This is a genomic window from Streptomyces physcomitrii, assembly GCF_012273655.1.
GTDB classification, from domain to species: domain Bacteria; phylum Actinomycetota; class Actinomycetes; order Streptomycetales; family Streptomycetaceae; genus Streptomyces; species Streptomyces physcomitrii.
The window spans coordinates 378954-396889 of sequence record NZ_JAAWWP010000001.1 but is presented as its reverse complement, the minus strand read 5'-3'; the positions used below and the strand labels follow the sequence as shown (position 1 = coordinate 396889).

General features: G+C 74.0%; 1 protein-coding gene and 1 pseudogene. Both read right to left on the bottom strand.

Annotated features, from left to right (window positions below):
* Window positions 1-109: 109 nt before the first annotated feature.
* A pseudogene (locus HFV08_RS01610) lies at window positions 110-3508 on the bottom strand (type I polyketide synthase); the annotation flags it as partial.
* A 102-nt stretch (window positions 3509-3610) separates the two neighbouring features.
* Window positions 3611-17860 (bottom strand): type I polyketide synthase, encoded by a 14250-nt coding sequence (locus HFV08_RS01605; RefSeq protein WP_168535038.1) that lies wholly within the window; start codon window positions 17858-17860, stop codon window positions 3611-3613.
* Between the last annotated feature and the right edge of the window lie 76 nt (window positions 17861-17936).

Sequence of the window (17936 nt, the reverse complement as noted above, 5' to 3'; positions counted from 1 at the left end):
CAGAGCGAAGGGGCCCGGTGGCGGAAGGTGCGGCGGGCAGGAGGTGCGGCGGGCAGGGACACACCGGGCGGGGCCTCGGGGGCTCCCGCCCGGCGCCGGGCCGGACGGGTCAGTCGGCGGTCCGGCCGAGCTGGGTGTCGATGAAGTCGAAGATCTCGTCGGCCGAGGTGGACGCGTCGAACTCCGTGACCTGCGGCGGCACTTGGGTCCCGTCGTCGGCCCCGGGGGTCCGCCGGGCGGGCCCGGCCAGCTCGGTCAGTTGCGCGAGGAGCCCGGCGAGGCGGGCCGAGTCGGCGCTGCCCGGTTCCCGTCCGGCCCAGAGCGCGGTGAGGGAGGCGGCGGAGGACTCCAGGCGGTCGAGTTCGGCGCGCCAGGAGTCGTCGGCCCCGGCTGCCCGCGCCGGGAAGGCGGCGGAGTGCACATACGCGGCGAGAGCGGCCGGCGTCGGATGGTCGAAGACGACGGTGGCGGGCAGCGGACTGCCCACCGCGGCGACCAGGCGGTTGCGGAGTTCGACGCCGGTCAGTGAGGTCAAACCCAGCTCCTGGAAGGGGCGTTCGGGCTCGACCTCCTCCTCTTCGGCGTGCCCGAGGACCTCGGCGACCAGGGCGGTCACCTCGGCGAGCAGCCGCTGCTCCCGCCGGGCGGGGGTGAGCGGGGCGAGCAGCTCGGCCAGCGGCCGCACCGCGGGGCTCTCCTCCTCGGGCTCCTCGGCGCTCGCCGCGGTGCGCGCGTTTCCGCCCCCTGCCGCGCCCTCGGCGGCCGGGTCGAGCCAGTAGCGCTTGCGCTGGAAGGCGTAGGTGGGCAGCGGGACCTGACGGGCCCCGGTACCGGCGAAGAAGCGCTCCCAGTCGACCGGCACGCCACGGCTGTGCAGTTCGCCCAGGGCGGCGACGAGCGCCTCGGCTTCGGTACGGTCCTCGCGGCCCGCGGGGACGACGGCGACCGCGTCCGGGTCGCGCAGGGCGCTCGCGGCGACGGCGGTGAGCACGCCCCGGGGCCCGATCTCCAGGAGCGCGGTGACACCCGCGGCCTCCATGGTGGCGACCGCGTCGGCGAAGCGGACCGGCTGCCGGATCTGCCGCACCCAGTAGTCCGCCGACCTCAACTCCTCCCCCTCGGCGAGCCGTCCGGTCACCGTCGACACCACCGGCACACCCACCGACCCGTACGACACCCCCTTCGCCACCGAACGGAACTCCTCCAACACCGGCTCCATCAACGGCGAATGGAAGGCATGCGAGACCGACAACCGCCGCACCCGGCGCCCTTGGGCCACGAAGCGCTCCACCACCTCCTCCACCGCGGCCCGCTCGCCCGAAACCACCACCGAGGACGCCCCGTTGACCGCCGCCACCCCCACCAGGCCCTCGCCGTCACCCAGGGACTCCGCGACCTCCGCCTCCGACGCCTCCACCGCGACCATCACCCCGCCCGCGGGCAGGGACTGCATCAACGCCCCGCGCGCCACCACCAACCGCGCCGCATCCTCCAGACTCAGCACACCCGACACATACGCCGCCACCAACTCCCCCACCGAATGCCCCGCCACCAACCCCGGCACCACACCCCACGACTCCACCAACCGGAACAACGCCACCTCGAACACGAACAACCCCGGCTGCACGAACTCCGTCTCATCCACCAACCCCGCACCCACCGACCCCACTTCGGCCCACACCACCTCCCCCAACGACCGACCCAACAACGGATCCACCACCGCACACACCTCATCCCACGCAGCCGCGAACACCGGATACGAGGCATACAACTCCCGCCCCATCCCCAACCGCTGCGCCCCCTGACCCGAGAACACCAACCCCACCGAACCCACCGACCGCACACCGGCACCCGCGGAACCACCCGCCAGGGCTCCCAGCCCGGCGACCAACTCCTCACGCGAACCTCCCGAGACCGCACCCCGCACCTCGAACACCCCGCGCCCCGAGGCCAGCGAGTAGGCGATGTCGAGGGGATCGGGGGCGTCCTCGGCGGCGGCGTAGGCGGCGAGGCGTTCGGCCTGGGCGGCGAGAGCGGCACGGGTGCGTCCGGAGAGCACCCAGGGCAGCACCGGGTGGGTCACCCCGGCGGCGGTGGCCGCCCCGGCGCCGGGCTCGGTGGTGTCCCGCGCGGGGTCCTCGGCGGGCTCGGGATCCTCGGTGGGCAGGGGCGGTTCCTCGACGATCACATGGGCGTTGGTGCCGCCGAAGCCGAAGGAGGAGACACCGGCACGGCGCGGGCGCTCACCCCGCGTCCACTCCCGCTCCTCGGTCAGCAGTTCCACCGCGCCCGCCGACCAGTCCACATGCGGCGAGCGCTCCCGCGCGTGCAGTGTCCGCGGCAGTACGCCGTGCTTCATGGCCTGCACCATCTTGATGACACCGCCGACACCCGCCGCCGCCTGCGCATGACCGATGTTCGACTTCAACGAGCCCAGCCACAGCGGCTGTTCACGCTCCTGGCCATACGTCGCAAGCAGCGCCTGCGCCTCGATCGGATCGCCCAGCTTCGTACCGGTGCCATGCGCCTCCACCGCGTCCACATCCGCCGCCGACAGCCCCGCGGTCGCCAACGCCTGCCGGATCACCCGCTCTTGAGCCGGACCGTTCGGCGCCGTCAGACCATTGCTCGCACCGTCCTGGTTCACCGCACTGCCCCGCACCACCGCCAGCACCCGATGCCCATGACGCCGCGCATCCGACAACCGCTCCACCAACAGCAGCCCCACACCCTCCGACCAGGACGTACCGTCCGCACCCGCCCCGAACGACTTGCAGCGGCCGTCCTCGGCGAGACCCCGCTGCCGCGAGAACTCGATGAAGGCGACGGGGGTGGACATCACGGTGACGCCGCCCGCGAGGGCGAGGTCGCACTCGCCGCCCCGCAGCGCGTTCACCGCCAGGTGCAGGGCGACCAGGGAGGAGGAGCAGGCGGTGTCGACGGTGACGGCCGGGCCCTCGAAGCCGTACGTGTAGGAGAGCCGCCCGGAGGCCACGCTTCCCGCGCTGCCGCTGAAGAGGAAACCCTCGGGTTCCGGGGGGAGTTGGGGGCGGGAGCCGTAGTCGTTGTACATGGCGCCGGTGAAGACGCCCGTACGTGAACCGCGCAGCCCGGCCGGGTCCATCCCGGCACTCTCGAAGGCCTCCCACGCCGTCTCCAGAAGAAGACGCTGCTGCGGATCGATCGCCATCGCCTCACGCGGCGAAATACCGAAGAACCCCGGATCGAAACGGTCCGCCTCGTGCAGGAAACCACCCTCCCGCACATACGAGGTCCCCGCCCGCGAAGGATCCGGATCGTACAGAGCCTCCAGATCCCACCCCCGATTCACCGGAAAACCACTGATCGCATCACGACCCTCCGCCACCAACCCCCACAACTCCTCCGGCGAGGACACACCCCCGGGATAGCGGCAGGCCATCCCCACGATCGCGATCGGCTCGCGTCGCTTCTCCTGGATCTCGCGCAGTTGCCGGCGTGCCTCCCGGGCGTCCGTGACCGCCTTCTTGAGGTAATCGCGCAGCTTGTCCTCGCCCGCCATGGTGGTGTCAACTCCTGGATGTCGTGTGGTGACGGCCTCGACGGCCGAGGTCGGCCGGGACGGGCCGGATCAGTCGAATTCGTCGACGAGGGCGAAGAGTTCCTCGTCGGTGGCGGCGGTCAGGTCCTCCGCCTCCTCCTCCGTGCCGGGGACACCGGCCGCCTCCTCGGCGGCGGTGAGGAGTTCCTGGAGCCGGGCGGCGATCCGTCCGCGGGAGTCCTCCTCCGCGGACCGGGCCACGATGTCCGCCTTGAGCCGGGCGAGTTCGGCGAGGAGCTGCTCGTCGGGGTCCCTCTCCTCGACGCTGAGGTGCTCCGAGAGATAGGCGGCGAGCGCCACCGGTGTCGGATGGTCGAAGACCAGGGTGGTCGGCAGCCGCAGTCCGGTGCCGGTGCCGAGCTGGTTGCGGAGTTCGACCGCGGTGAGCGAGTCGAAGCCGAGTTCCTGCAACGGCCGCCCCGCGTCGATCGCGGTGTGGTCGGCGTGGCCGAGGACGACGGCGACCCGGGCGCGTACGAAGTCGACCAGGAAGGTGCCGCGTTCGGCCGCGGAGAGCGGGGCGAGGCGTTCGGCGAGACCGGGGCCGCTCTCCCGGCGGGCGCGGAGCGGTTCGCGCCGCCGGGTGCCGCCCGGCGCCAAGGCCCGTAGCAGGGGCGGCACTTGAGCCTCGGGAGAGCGGAGCGCGCGCAGGTCGAGCCGGGTCACGGCGAGCACGCTCTCGGCCGCGCCGAGGGCGGCGTCGAAGAGCCCCATGGCGTCCCCGGTGGCGAGCGGGAGCAGTCCGGAGCGGGCGAGCCGCCGCAGATCCGTCTCGTCCAGCCGCGCGGAGAGGGTGCTCGCCTGCTCCCAGAGTCCCCAGGCGAGGGAGAGCCCGGGCAGACCCTCCGCCCGGCGATGCGCGGCCAAAGCGTCCAAGAACGCATTGCCCGCCGCGTAGTTGCCCTGCCCCGCCGTACCCAGCAGACCCGCCACCGACGAATACAACACAAACGCCTTCAGACCGAGATCACGCGTCAACTCATGCAGATACCAGGCCGCATCCACCTTCGGACGCAACACTCCCGCAAGACGCTCCTCCGACAGCCCCTCCACCGTCGCGTCGTCCAGCACACCCGCCGTATGCACCACACCCGACAGGGGCCGCTCCAACCGGCCCAGCAACGCGGCCAGTTCACCCCGATCCGCGACATCACAGGCCTCCACCCATACCGTGGCGCCCAACTCCTCCAACTCCCCACGCAACTCCTGAGCACCAGGCGCCTGTTCACCCCGCCGACTCACCAACACCAGACCCCGCACCCCGTGCTCCACCACCAGATGCCGCGCGAGCACGGCACCCAGGGCGCCGGTGGCTCCGGTGAGGAGCACGGCGCCGTCGCCCCACTGCCGCTCACCGCCGGGCAAGGGCTCCTCGGAGGGGCGATGGGAGGCCAGCCGGGGCACGAGGAGTGCCGACTCCCGTACCGCTGACTGGGGTTCACCGCTGTCCACGGCGCGGGCAAGGAGCGGTAGGGGGGTGCCGGAGAGGGAATTCCCGGACGGGGTAAGGGAGTTCACGCCGGGATCGGTGCCGCCAACCGCATCCGCATGCGGGGCCGCAGCTGTACCCGCCCCCGCGCCCGTATACGTGCCGGTGTCGATGTCCGTGCCGGTGTCGGTGTCGGTGTCGGTATCGATGTCCGCGTCGGTGTCGGTGTCCACGAGGACAAGGCGCCCCGGGTTCTCGGTCTGTGCCGAGCGCAGCAGTCCCCACAGCGCCGCCTGGGCGAGGCCGGGTACGTCCTCGTCCGGGGCCGTGGCGACGGCCCGCCGGGTGAGGGCGACCAGACGGGTGTCCGCCAGGCGTTCCTCGGCCAGCCAGAACTGAACGTCCGCGAGAGCCCGGCCCAGTGCGGTGTGCGCCGCCTCCGGGGTGCCGGCGCCGGGCAGCCCGTCGTCGAGGTGGCCGTACGGGACGAGCAGCACCCGCGGCGGTGCCTCGCCCGCGTCGAGGGCCCGGGTCAGGGCGGCCGGGTCCGCGTACGCCGGGAGGTGCGCCCCGAGGGGACCCGGTTCGGGGGCGCCCAGGAGGGCCCAGCCGGTGAGGTCGGCGGCGGTCTCCTCCTCGGGCAGCGCGGTCCAGTCGACGCGCAGCAGCCCGTCCGTGCTCTCGCCCCCGGCGGCGCGCAGGGCCGCGGCGGACATCGGCCGCAGGGCCAGTTCCGCCACCGAGGCGACGGGTGCGCCGGTGCTGTCGGCCACGGTCAGCGAGACCGCGGGGGCGTCCGGCTGGGTCCCGGTGACCGAGAGCCGCACCCGCAGGGCGCCCACGCCGGGGGTGCGCACCGTGGCGCCGGACCAGGAGAAGGGGAGCACCGCGGGGCCGCTCCCGTCGAGGAGGGGGTGCAGCAGCGGGTGCAGGGCGGCGTCGAGCAGCGCCGGGTGCAGGGCGAACTGGCCTGCCTGGGCGCGTAGTTCCTCGGGCAGCGACACCTCGGCCCAGATGTCACGGCCGGCGGTCCACATCCGGCGCAGACCGCGGAACCGGGGACCGTAGTCGTAGCCCTCCTCGGCCAACCGCTCGTAGAAACCGGTCAGTTCGGTCTCGGTCGCGGCGGGCGGCCAGACGGTGAGGTCGCCGCCCGCCGGGTCGCCGTCGTCCTCACGCAGCGTGCCGTGGGCGTGCAGGGTCCACTCCCCGGTGTCCTCCGGGCCGTGCCCGGCGCGGGAGTGGATCCGCAGGGTGCGCGTGCCGTCCTCGCCGGGGCCGACGGCGACCTGTAGCTGCCGGCTGCCCCCTTCCGGCAGGACCAGAGGCGCGGCGAGGGTGAGGTCGGCGACCTCGGTGGCGCCGAGCTCCCGGCCCGCGCGCAGGGCGAGTTCGAGCATGCCGGTGCCGGGCAGCAGGACGGTGTCCGCGACGGTGTGGTCCTCGATCCAGGGGTGGCTGCGGCGGCCGATCCGCCCGGTGAACACCTGCTCGTCCCGATCGGCCAGGCTGACCGCGGCGCCGAGCAGCGGATGGTCCGCGGCGGCCAGGCCGAAGCCCGCGGCGTCCCCGACGGTGGCCGGTCCCTCCAGCCAGTAGCCCTGCCGCTGGAAGGCGTAGGTGGGCAGGTCGGTCCTGCGGCCGCCGGGGAAGAAGGTCTCCCAGCGCAGTGCCGCGCCACGGGCGCCGAGCAGGCCGAGGGCGGCGGTGAAGCTCTGGGCCTCCGGGCGGTTTCCGCGCAGCGCGGGGACGACGAGCCCGGCGTCTTCGGTGAGGGACTCCCGGACCAGCGCGGTCAGCACCCCGTCGGGGCCGAACTCCACCCATTCGGTGACGCCCCGGGCCTCCAGGAGCCGTACCCCGTCGAGGAAGCGGACGGCCTCCCGGATGTGCGAGGCCCAGTAGGCGGGCGAGGCGAGTTCGCCGGGGGTCGCCAGCTCGCCGGTGAGGTTGGAGACCACCGGGATCCGCGGTGCGTGGTAGGTGAGTTCGGCGGCGAGGGCCTGGAACTCCTCCAGAACCTCTTCCATGTGCGGGGAGTGGAAGGCGTGGCTGACCGGCAGCCGCTTGGTCCTGCGCCCGCGTTCGCGCCAGTGCACGCCGAGAGCGTCGACGACCTCCGCGTCGCCCGAAATGACTGTGGAGCGGGGGCCGTTGACCCCGGCGACGCCCACCCGGTCGAGGTGGTCGGCGAGGCTTTCACGGACCTCGTCCTCGGTGGCCTCGATGGCCGCCATCGCGCCGTTCTCCCGGGCGGACTGCATCAGCCGTCCGCGTTCGGCGACCAGGACGCAGGCGTCCGGCAGGTCGAGCACCCCGGAGAGATGGGCCGCGGTGACCTCGCCGATGGAGTGGCCGAGGAGGTAGTCGGGGGTGAAGCCGTGGTGCTCGGCGAGGCGGAACAGCGCGGTCTCCAGGGCGAAGAGCGCCGCCTGGGTGAAGGCCGTCTGGTCGATCAGCGCCGAGTCGGCGGAGCCCTCGGGGGCGCAGAGGATGGTCTTGAGGGGGCGGACGAGTTCACGGTCCAGGTGGGTGCAGACCTCGTCGAGCGCGGCGGCGAAGACCGGTGAACTCCCGTACAGCTCACGGCCCATGCCGAGCCGCTGCGAGCCCTGACCGGTGAGCAGTACGGCGCTCTTGCCGCGCGGCGCGGGTCCCGCCGGGAACACCGCGGGCGCCGGTTCGCCGTCGGCCAGGGCCGCGAGGGATGCCAGGAGTGCCGGGCGGTCCTCGGCCACCAGGACGGCGCGGTGGTCGTGCCGGGCCCGGGTGGTCGCCAGTGACCAGCCGGTGTCGGTGAGGCTCTGCTCGGGATGGGCGTTCAGGTGCGCGTGCAGTCTCCCGGCCTGGTCGCGCAGGGCGTCCTCATCGGCGGCGGAGAGTACCCACGGCGCCGGACCGGTCAACTCGGCCTCGGTGGACGGCTGTTCCTCCGACTCGCCCTCCTCGATGATCACGTGCGCGTTCGTCCCGCTGATCCCGAAGGAAGAGACACCGGCACGGCGCGGACGCTCACCCCGCGCCCACTCCCGCTCCTGAATCAGCAACTCCACCGCACCCGCCGACCAGTCCACCATCGGCGTCGGCTCATCCACATGCAACGTCCTCGGCAACACACCGTGCCGCATCGCCTGCACCATCTTGATGACACCGCCGACACCCGCCGCCGCCTGCGCATGCCCGATGTTCGACTTCAACGAGCCGAGCCACAGCGGCTGTTCACGCTCCTGGCCATACGTCGCAAGCAGCGCCTGCGCCTCGATCGGATCGCCCAGCTTCGTACCGGTGCCATGCGCCTCCACCGCGTCCACCTCGGAGGGGGACAGGCCCGCGGTCGCCAACGCCTGCCGGATCACCCGCTCTTGAGCCGGACCGTTCGGCGCCGTCAGACCATTGCTCGCACCGTCCTGGTTCACCGCGCTGCCGCGTACCACCGCGAGCACCCGGTGCCCATGACGCCGCGCGTCCGACAACCGCTCCACCAGCAGCAGCCCCGCGCCCTCCGACCAGGACGTACCGTCCGCACCCGCTCCGAAGGACTTGATCCGCCCGTCGGGAGCGAGACCCCGCTGCCGCGAGAACTCCACGAAGACATGGGGTCCGGCCATCACGGCGACGCCACCGGCCAGGGCGAGGTCGCACTCGCCGCCCCGCAGCGCGTTCGCCGCCAGGTGCAGGGCGACCAGGGAGGAGGAGCAGGCGGTGTCGACGGTGACGGCCGGGCCTTCGAAGCCGTATGTGTAGGAGAGCCGCCCGGAGACGACGCTGGAGAGGTTGCCCGCGAGCAGCATGCCCTCGTACTCCTCGGGGCTGGCCGCCAGCCGGGAGACATAGTCGTCGTACATGGCGCCGGTGAAGACACCCGTACGCGAGCCGCGCAGCCCGGCCGGGTCCATCCCGGCACTCTCGAAAGCCTCCCACGCCGTCTCCAGAAGAAGACGCTGCTGCGGATCGATCGCCATCGCCTCACGCGGCGAAATACCGAAGAACCCCGGATCGAAACGGTCCGCCTCATGCAGGAAACCCCCCTCCCGCACATACGACGTCCCCGCCCGCGAAGGATCCGGATCGTACAGAGCCTCCAGATCCCACCCCCGATTCACCGGAAAACCACTGATCGCATCACGACCCTCCGACACCAACCCCCACAACTCCTCCGGCGAGGACACACCCCCCGGATAGCGGCAAGCCATCCCCACGATCGCGATCGGCTCGTCGGGGGCGACGGTGACCCGGGTGCCCTCGGTCCTGGCGGTGGCCGGGGCCAGCCGGGAGAGCAGGTACTCGGCGACGGCGACGGGCGAGGGGTGGTCGAAGACCACGGTGGTCGGCAGGCGCAGGCCGGTGGCCGCGTTGAGGCGGTTGCGCAGTTCGACCCCGGCCAGGGAGTCGAAGCCGATCTCCTTGAAGGCGCGGGCGGGGTCGAGGCGGTGGGGGTCGGCGTGGCCGAGCACCGAGGCGACCGTGGTGCGCACCAGGCCGACCACCGTCTCGCGGCGCTCCTCCGCGGGCAGTTCGGCGGTCCGCTGCGCCCACCCGGTGCCACCGTCCGCGGTGCGCGCGGCGCCGCCGGCGGCTCGCCGGGCGCGGGGCCTGACCAGTCCGCGCAGCAGGGCGTGCGGGTCGCGGTCGGCGGCGCGCAGGGACGGCAGGTCGAAGGCGGCGGGGACGCTCAACTCGGCTTCGGCGGCCAGCGCGGTGTCGAAGAGGGCGAGTCCCTGGGCGGGGGTGAGCGGCCGGAGTCCGGCCCGGGCCCAGCGGGCGAGGTCGGTGTCGCCGAGGGTGCCGCCCATGCCGTGGGTCGCGTCCCAGAGTCCCCAGGCGAGGGAGAGCCCGGGCAGACCCTCCGCCCGACGATGCGCGGCCAAAGCGTCCAAGAAGGCGTTGCCCGCCGCGTAGTTGCCCTGCCCCGCCGTACCCAGCAGACCCGCCACCGACGAATACAACACAAAGGCTTTCAGGCCGAGATCACGCGTCAACTCATGCAGATACCAGGCCGCATCCACCTTCGGACGCAACACTTCCGCAAGGCGCTCCTCCGAGAGCCCCTCCACCGTCGCGTCGTCCAGCACACCCGCCGTATGCACCACACCCGACAGGGGCTGCTCCAACCGGCCCAGGAGCGCGGCCAGTTCACCCCGGTCCGCGACATCACAGGCCTCCACCCACACCGTGGCGCCCAACTCCTCCAACTCCCCACGCAACTCCTGGGCACCAGGCGCCTGTTCACCCCGCCGGCTCACCAGCACCAGACCCCGCACCCCGTGCTCCACCACCAGATGCCGCGCGAAGAGCGCGCCGAGTCCGCCGGTGCCGCCGGTGATCAGTACGGATGCGTTCTCGCCGGTGAAGGGGCTCGGGGCGGTGTCCTCCGCCGTCTCCCCCTCCGTCTCCCCCGCCGTCCTCTCGGCCGTCTTCTCGACCGGCACCGCGCGCGCCAGCCGGGGGGCGCTGAACTGGCCTTCCCGTAAGGCGAGTTGGGGCTCGCCCAGGGCGAGGGCGGTGGTGAGCAGGGCGGTGCCGGGCTCCGTGGTGGCGTCCGGCTCCCCACCCGGGTCGGACCCGGCGACGTCGAGCAGGACCAGGCGCCCGGGGTGCTCGGACTGCACGGTCCGGGCGAGGCCGAGCAGCGGGGCGGTCTCGGGCGAGGGCAGTGCCTGTCCGGGCACGGTGGCCACGGCGCCCCGGGTGAGCAGCAGCAGCCGGGTCCCGGCGAAGCGCTCCTCGGCCAGGAAGCGCTGGACGAGGCCGAGGAAGGCGGCGGCTGCGGCGTGGGCGCGGGTCACCACGTCATCGGTACCGGTGGCGGTCTCCACCCCGGTCACGGCCGCGGTACCGGCGGCTGTCCCCTGCGGACTGCCGACCGCTGCCGCGCCCCCGGCCGCCGCCTCGGTCCCCGCCGCCTCTGTCCCGGCCGCCGCGTCGATCCCGGCCGCCGTCCCGCTCGTACTCCCGGCCAGCAGCTCCGCCCGTACGAGGACCGCGTCAAAATCCCCCTCCAGGCCTTCGCCCAGCGGGAGTTGGCCGTCCACGGCCTCCGCGATACGGGCCGGGGCGGCAGCCCCCGGAGCAGCCGGAACCGGCGTCCACTCCACCGTGTACAGGTGCTGCGGATGGCCCCCGGCAGGCGGGGCGAGCCGGTCCGCGGCGACCGGGCGCAGGGTGAGCGCGTCCACCTGGACGACCGTCTCGCCGCCCGGGTCCACGGCGGTCAGGCTGAACGTGTCCTCACCCGTGGCCGCGATGCGCACCCGCAGCGAGGTCGCGCCCCGGGCGTGCAGGGAGAGGCCGCCCCAGGCGAACGGGAGCCGGATGACCTCCCCGGCGGGCTCCTCCCCGGCGGGCTCCTCCCCGGCGGCCTCCGCCGCGGCGGCGTGCAGCACCACCGGGTGCAGCAGCGCGTCGAAGAGCGCGGGGTGCAGGCCGAATCCGGCGGCCTCGGTGGCCAGGGCCTCGGGCAGCGCGACCTCGGCATACAGGTCGCCGTCCTGTCGCCAGAGCCCGGTCAGGGCGCGGAAGGCCGGGCCGTACTGGTAGCCGAGGGCGGCGAGCCGCTCGTACACCCCGTCGAGGGACTGGGGCTCGGCCCCGGTGGGGGGCCACTGCCGGGGCACGGACAGGTCCGCGCCGGTGGGCACGGCGGCGCCGGAGAGGACGCCGGAGGCATGCCGGGTCCAGGTCTCCTCCTGGCCGTCCTCCTCGGGGCGGGCGTGGATACCGAAGCTCCGGGAACCGTCGGCCTCCGGCGCCCCCACGGCCACCTGCACCCGCACCGCGCGCTCCTCCGGCAGCACCAGCGGCGCCTCCAGGGTGAGTTCCTCGACCGCGGTACCGCCGAAGTGGGCTCCGGCGGTGAGCGCCAGCTCCAGGAAGGCGGTGGCGGGGACGAGGACGGTGCCGCCGATGGCGTGGTCGGCCAGCCACGGGTGCCCGGCCAGGGAGAGACGCCCGGTGAGCACCAGGTCCTCGCGCCCGGCCAGCTCCACCGTCGTGCCGAGCAGTGGGTGCCCGGCCGGGTCGAGACCGAGGCCCTGGGCGTCCAGCGGGCGGGCCGGGGACAGCCAGTAGTGCTCACGCTGGAAGGCGTACGGGGGCAGGGTGATCCGGCGCCCGCCGGGGTGGAAGGAGGCGGCGGCGAGGGCGGCGCCGTGGGCCAGCGCCGCGGCCAGCTGGGCGGTGAGCGTCTCGGCCTCGGGGCGGCCGGCCCGCAGCAGTGGTACGGCGGCGAGGTCCTCGCCGAGCGCGGCGCGGGCCAGCGCGGTCAGCACCGCGTCCGGGCCGAGTTCGACCAGGACGGTGGCACCGTGCCGTGCCAGGGTCCGGGCGGCGTCGAGGAAGCGGACCGTCGCCCTGATCTGCCCCACCCAGTAGTCCGGGGAGGTGAGTTCGGCGGTGGTGGCCGCTTCGCCGGTGACCGTGGAGACGAGGGGGATGCGCGGGGCGTGGTAGGTGAGCGAGGCCGCGACGGCACGGAAGTCGTCCAGGACGTCGTCCATGTGCGGGGAGTGGAAGGCGTGGCTGACCTGGAGCCGCCGGGTGCGCCGCCCGCGTTCCCGCCAGCGTCCGGCGAGTTCCTCGGCGGCGTCCGCGTCCCCGGAGAGCACCACCGAGGTGGGCCCGTTGACCGCGGCGAGCGACAACCGGCCCTCGTACGCGTTGAGTTCGGCGGTCAGCTCGGACTCCTCCGCCTCCACCGCGATCATCGCGCCGCCGTCCCGGGCGGACTCCATCAGCCGTCCGCGGGCGGCGACCAGCCGGGCCGCGTCGTCCAGCGAGAGCACCCCCGCCGCGTGGGCGGCGGACAGCTCGCCGATGGAGTGCCCGGCCAGCAACTCCGGTGCCGCGCCGTGGTGTTCGAGCAGCCGGAAGAGCGCGGTCTCCAGGGCGAAGAGGGCGGGCTGGGTGTAGGCGGTACGGTGCAGCAGCCGCCCGTCCTCACTGTCCTCGGCGGCGAACAGGACGGTGCGCAGCGGGCGTTCGAGGTGCGGGTCGAGGGCGGCGCAGACCTCGTCGAGCGCGGCGGCGAAGACCGGTGAACTCCCGTACAGCTCACGGCCCATGCCGGAGCGCTGGGCCCCCTGCCCGGTGAACAGGAAGGCGGTCCGTCCGCCCGCGGGGGCGCGTCCGGTGGTCAGGTGCGGGGCCGCTTCGCCGCGGGCGAGCGCGTCGAGCCCGGTGCGCAGGTCCTCGGTGGTAGTACCGGTGACCACGGCGCGGTGGCCGAGTCCGGTACGGGCGGCGAGGGAGACCCCGACATCGGCGGGGTGCGCCCCGGTGTCCGCGAGGAACCGGCGCAGCCGCTCGGCCTGGTCGCGCAGGGCGCCCTCGTCGGCGGCAGAGACGACCCACGGCGCCGGACCCGTCAACTCGCCATCCGGGGCGGGCAGTTCTTCCGGCTCGCCCTCCTCGATGATCACGTGCGCGTTCGTCCCGCTGATCCCGAACGAGGACACACCCGCACGGCGCGGACGCTCACCCCGCACCCACTCCCGCTCCTCAATCAGCAACTCCACCGCGCCCGCCGACCAATCCACCATCGGCGTCGGCTCATCCACATGCAACGTCCGCGGCAACACACCGTGCCTCATGGCCTGCACCATCTTGATGACACCACCGACACCCGCGGCCGCCTGCGCATGACCGATGTTCGACTTCAACGAGCCCAGCCACAAAGGCCGTTCACGCTCCTGGCCATACGTCGCAAGCAGCGCCTGCGCCTCGATCGGATCGCCCAGCTTCGTACCGGTGCCGTGCGCCTCCACCGCGTCCACCTCGGAGGGGGACAGCCCCGCGGTCGCCAACGCCTGCCGGATCACCCGCTCTTGAGCCGGACCGTTCGGCGCCGTCAGACCGTTCGACGCACCGTCCTGGTTGATCGCGCTGCCGCGTACCACCGCCAGCACCCGGTGCCCACGACGCCGCGCGTCCGACAACCGCTCCACCAACAGCAGCCCCACACCCTCCGACCACGACGTACCGTCCGCACCCGCCCCGAAGGACTTGATCCGCCCGTCGGGAGCGAGACCCCGCTGCCGCGAGAACTCCACGAACATGCCGGGCGAGGACATCACGGTGGCGCCGCCCGCGAGGGCGAGGGTGGTCTCGCCGGAGCGCAGCGACTGGACCGCGAGGTGCAGGGCGACCAGGGAGGAGGAGCAGGCCGTGTCGACGGAGACCGCGGGGCCCATCAGGCCCAGCTGGTAGGCGATCCGGCCGGAGAGGACGCTCGGGGTGGTGCCCGTGAGGACGTGTCCCTCGACGCTGTCGGGGGCCTCGTGCATCCGGGGCCCGTAGTCGAGGGTGGTGGCTCCGACGAAGACGCCGGTGCGGGTGCCCTTGAGTTCGCTCACGCTCAGCCCGGCGTCCTCCACGGCCTCCCAGGCGGTCTCCAGGAGCAGCCGCTGCTGCGGATCCATGGCGAGCGCCTCGCGCGGCGAGATGCCGAAGAAGCCGTTGTCGAAGAGGGCGGCGCCGGTGAGGAACCCGCCCTCGCGGACCGCGCTGCGACCGCTGCTCGCGGGGTCGCTGTCGAAGAGGTCGAGGTCCCAGCCGCGGTCGGCGGGGAAGCCGGAGATGGCGTCGGTGCCCTCGGCGACCAGCCGCCACAGCTCCTCGGGGGTGTCGGCCCGGCCGGGGTAGCGGCAGGCCATGCCCACGATCGCGATCGGCTCGTCCGGCTCCGCGCGGCGCACGTCCGCCCCGGGCGTCTCCTGGCTCCCGCCCGGGGAGCCCGCGAGCAGGGAGTCGAGGTGGTCCCGCAGGGCGGCCGGGGTCGGGTGGTCGAAGAGCAGCCCGCCGGCGAGCCGCAGACCGGTGGCCTCGGCGAGGGTGTTGCGCAGTTCGACCGACATCAGGGAGTCGTAGCCGAGGTCCTTGAAGGTGGCGTGCGGTTCCACCCGGTGGGCGCCGTCGAGCCCCAGTACGGCGGCGACGCTGTCCAGGACGAGGGCGGTGGTGTCGCCGCCGGCGGTCGGCAGGGGCGCCGGGGGCGCGGCGTCGGTGTCCCGCGCGAGGGGGGCCGCGGTGCGGGCGGTGCCGCCGATCCAGTGGCGCTCGCGCTGGAAGGCGTAGGTCGGCAGCGGGATCCGCGCACCCCCGCGCCCGGCGTGCACGGCCGCCCAGTCGAGGTCCGTGCCGCGGACGAAGACGGTGGCGAGGGAGGCGAGCAGCCGGGCGGTCTCCGGGCGGTCGGCCCGCAGCGAGGCCAGCGGCAGCAGGGCCTCGGGGTCGCGCAGGCAGTCGGCGGCCATGGCGGCGCAGACGCCGTCGGGGCCGAGTTCCCAAAGGGTGGTGGTGCCCTGGGCCTCCAGGGCGCGTACGGCGTCCAGGAACCGGACGGGGCGGCGGACCTGCTCCACCCAGTACTCGGGCGAGGACCACTGGTCGTCGGCGACCGGCTCACCGGTCACCGTGGAGACCGCGGCGATCGTCGGCTCGGCGAAGCGCAGTTCGGCCAGGACCGCGCGGAAGTCCGCGAGCATCGGGTCCATCAGCGGGGAGTGGAAGGCGTGCGAGACGGTGAGGCGGCGGGTCTTGCGGCCCCGCTCGGCGAACTGCCCGGCGAGCGCGGCGACTTCGGCCTCCGCGCCGGAGACCACGGTCGCCCGGGGCCCGTTGACCGCCGCGATCGCGACCCGGCCGGTGCCGCCGAGCAGGGCGAGCACCTCCTCCTCGGCCGCCTCCACGGCGAACATCGCGCCGCCGGAGGGGAGTTGCTGCATCAGCCGCCCCCGGGCCGCGACCAGCCGGGCGGCGTCCGGGAGGGAGAGCACACCCGCGACATGGGCGGCGGCGATCTCCCCGATGGAGTGCCCGCCGACCCGGTCGGCCACCACGCCCCAGGAGGTGACGAGGCGGTACAGCGCCACCTCCACCGCGAACAGGGCGGGTTGGGTGTACGCGGTCTCGTCCAGGCCCTCCCCGGAGTCGATCACCTCGCTCAGCGGGCGGTCGAGGAGCGGGTCGAGGTGGGCGCAGACCTCGGCGAAGGCCTGGGCGAACACCGGGAAGTCCGCGCGGAGTCCGCGTCCCATGGCGATCCGCTGCGCGCCCTGGCCGGTGAAGAAGAGGGCGAGCCGCGCGGGGCGCGCCACTCCGGTGACCAGGCCCCCGGCGCGCTCGCCCCGGGCCAGGGCGCCGAGCCCGGCGACCATGGCCTCCCGGTCCTCGGCGAGGACCACGGCCCGGTGCGGGAAGACGGTACGGGTGGTGGCCAGCGAGAAGCCGACGTCCTGCGCGCGGGGAGTTCGGGCGGCCGTCGCGCCGTGCGGTGCCGCCGCCGGGTCCGCGTCCGCCTCGGGTCCCGCGTCCGGGTCGGCCTCGGGTCCCGCGTCCGGGTCGGCCTTGGGTCCCGCGTCCGCGTCCGGGTCGTCCGCGTCCGCCGTGAGGGCCGTGTGCAGCCGCGCCGCCTGGGCCCGTAGCGCCTGGGCGCCGTGGCCGGAGACCACCCAGGGCATCAGGGGGCCCCGGTCCGCCGTGCCGTCCTGGCCGGGCGCCGCCTGCCGCGCCTCCTCCCCGGTGGCCGCCGGGCCCTCGGCGAGGACGATATGGGCGTTGGTGCCGCCCATGCCGAAGGAGGAGACCCCGGCGAGCAGTCCGCGGTCCGGCTCGGGCCAGTCGGTGAGCTCCCGCTGCACCTCAAGTCCCAGCTCGGCCAGGGGGATTGCGGGCCCCGCCGCGCTGAAGTTGAGGGTCGCCGGTATCCGGCGGTGCCACAGTGCGAGCAGGGTCTTGAGGAGGCCGACGACACCGGCCGCGCCCTCCAGGTGGCCCACGTTGGTCTTCGCCGAGCCGACCCGCAGCGGGCGTCCCCCGGCCCGGGCCGCCCCGAGCACGGCACCGAGCGCCGCCGCCTCGACGGGGTCGCCGACGGGCGTACCGGTGCCGTGCAGTTCCACGTACTGCACCGCCTCGGGGGCGACCCCGGCCTTCTCGTACGCCTCCCTGAGGACCCGCTCCTGGGAGTCCCGGCCGGGGACGGTGAGGGAGGGGGTGGCGCCGTCGTTGTTCACGGCGCTGCCGCGGATCACCCCGTAGACGCGGTCGCCGTCGGCCCGGGCGTACGACAGGGGCTTGAGGAGGAGGGCGACGCCGCCCTCGCCGCGTACGAAGCCGTTGGCGCGGGCGTCGAAGGCGTAGGTGGTGCCGTCCGGTGACAGGCCCCCGAAGCGCTCCTCGGTGACGGCCCCCTCGGCGAGGATGTTCAGGTTGACGCCCGCCACGATCGCGGAGCGGGACTCCCCGGTGCGCAGCGATTCGCAGGCGAGGTGGACGGCCACCAGGGAGGACGACTGGGCGGAGTCCACCGTCAGGCTCGGCCCGTGCAGGCCCAGGTGGTAGGAGACCCGGTTCGCCAGCACACCCCGGTTGAGCCCGGCCATGGTGTGCTGGGTGACGGCCGCGGCGCCGTGCTGGTAGAGCAGCGCGGTGTAGTCGTCGCGCAGGGCGCCCACGAAGACGGCGGTGGAGCTGCCGCGCAGGGCGGCGGGCAGGGTACCGGCGTCCTCCAGGGCCTCCCAGGCGAGTTCGAGCACCAGCCGCTGCTGCGGGTCCATGGTCTGGGCCTCGCGCGGTGAGATGCCGAAGAAGGCGGCGTCGAAGGTGTCGACCCGGTCGAGGAAGCCGCCGCGGCGCATGCCCGGCTCGGCGCTCCCGGGCAGCGGCTCACCGCTCGCGGGCTCCCAACGCCCCCGCGGCACACCGGTGATCGCGTCCTTCCCGGTGCGCAGCAGCTCCCAGAACGCGGCCGGACCGTCCGCGCCCGGCAGCCGGCAGGACATCCCGACGACCGCGATCGCCTCGTGGTGACCGTCGTGCGTCACGGCTTCCTCGGACTGGTTCTGATTCGTCATCGCGCTCGAGTGCCTTTCCGGCCGAATTACCCAAGACTCCTGAGTATTTGGGCGAACCTGTGCCCCGATAGTAGGC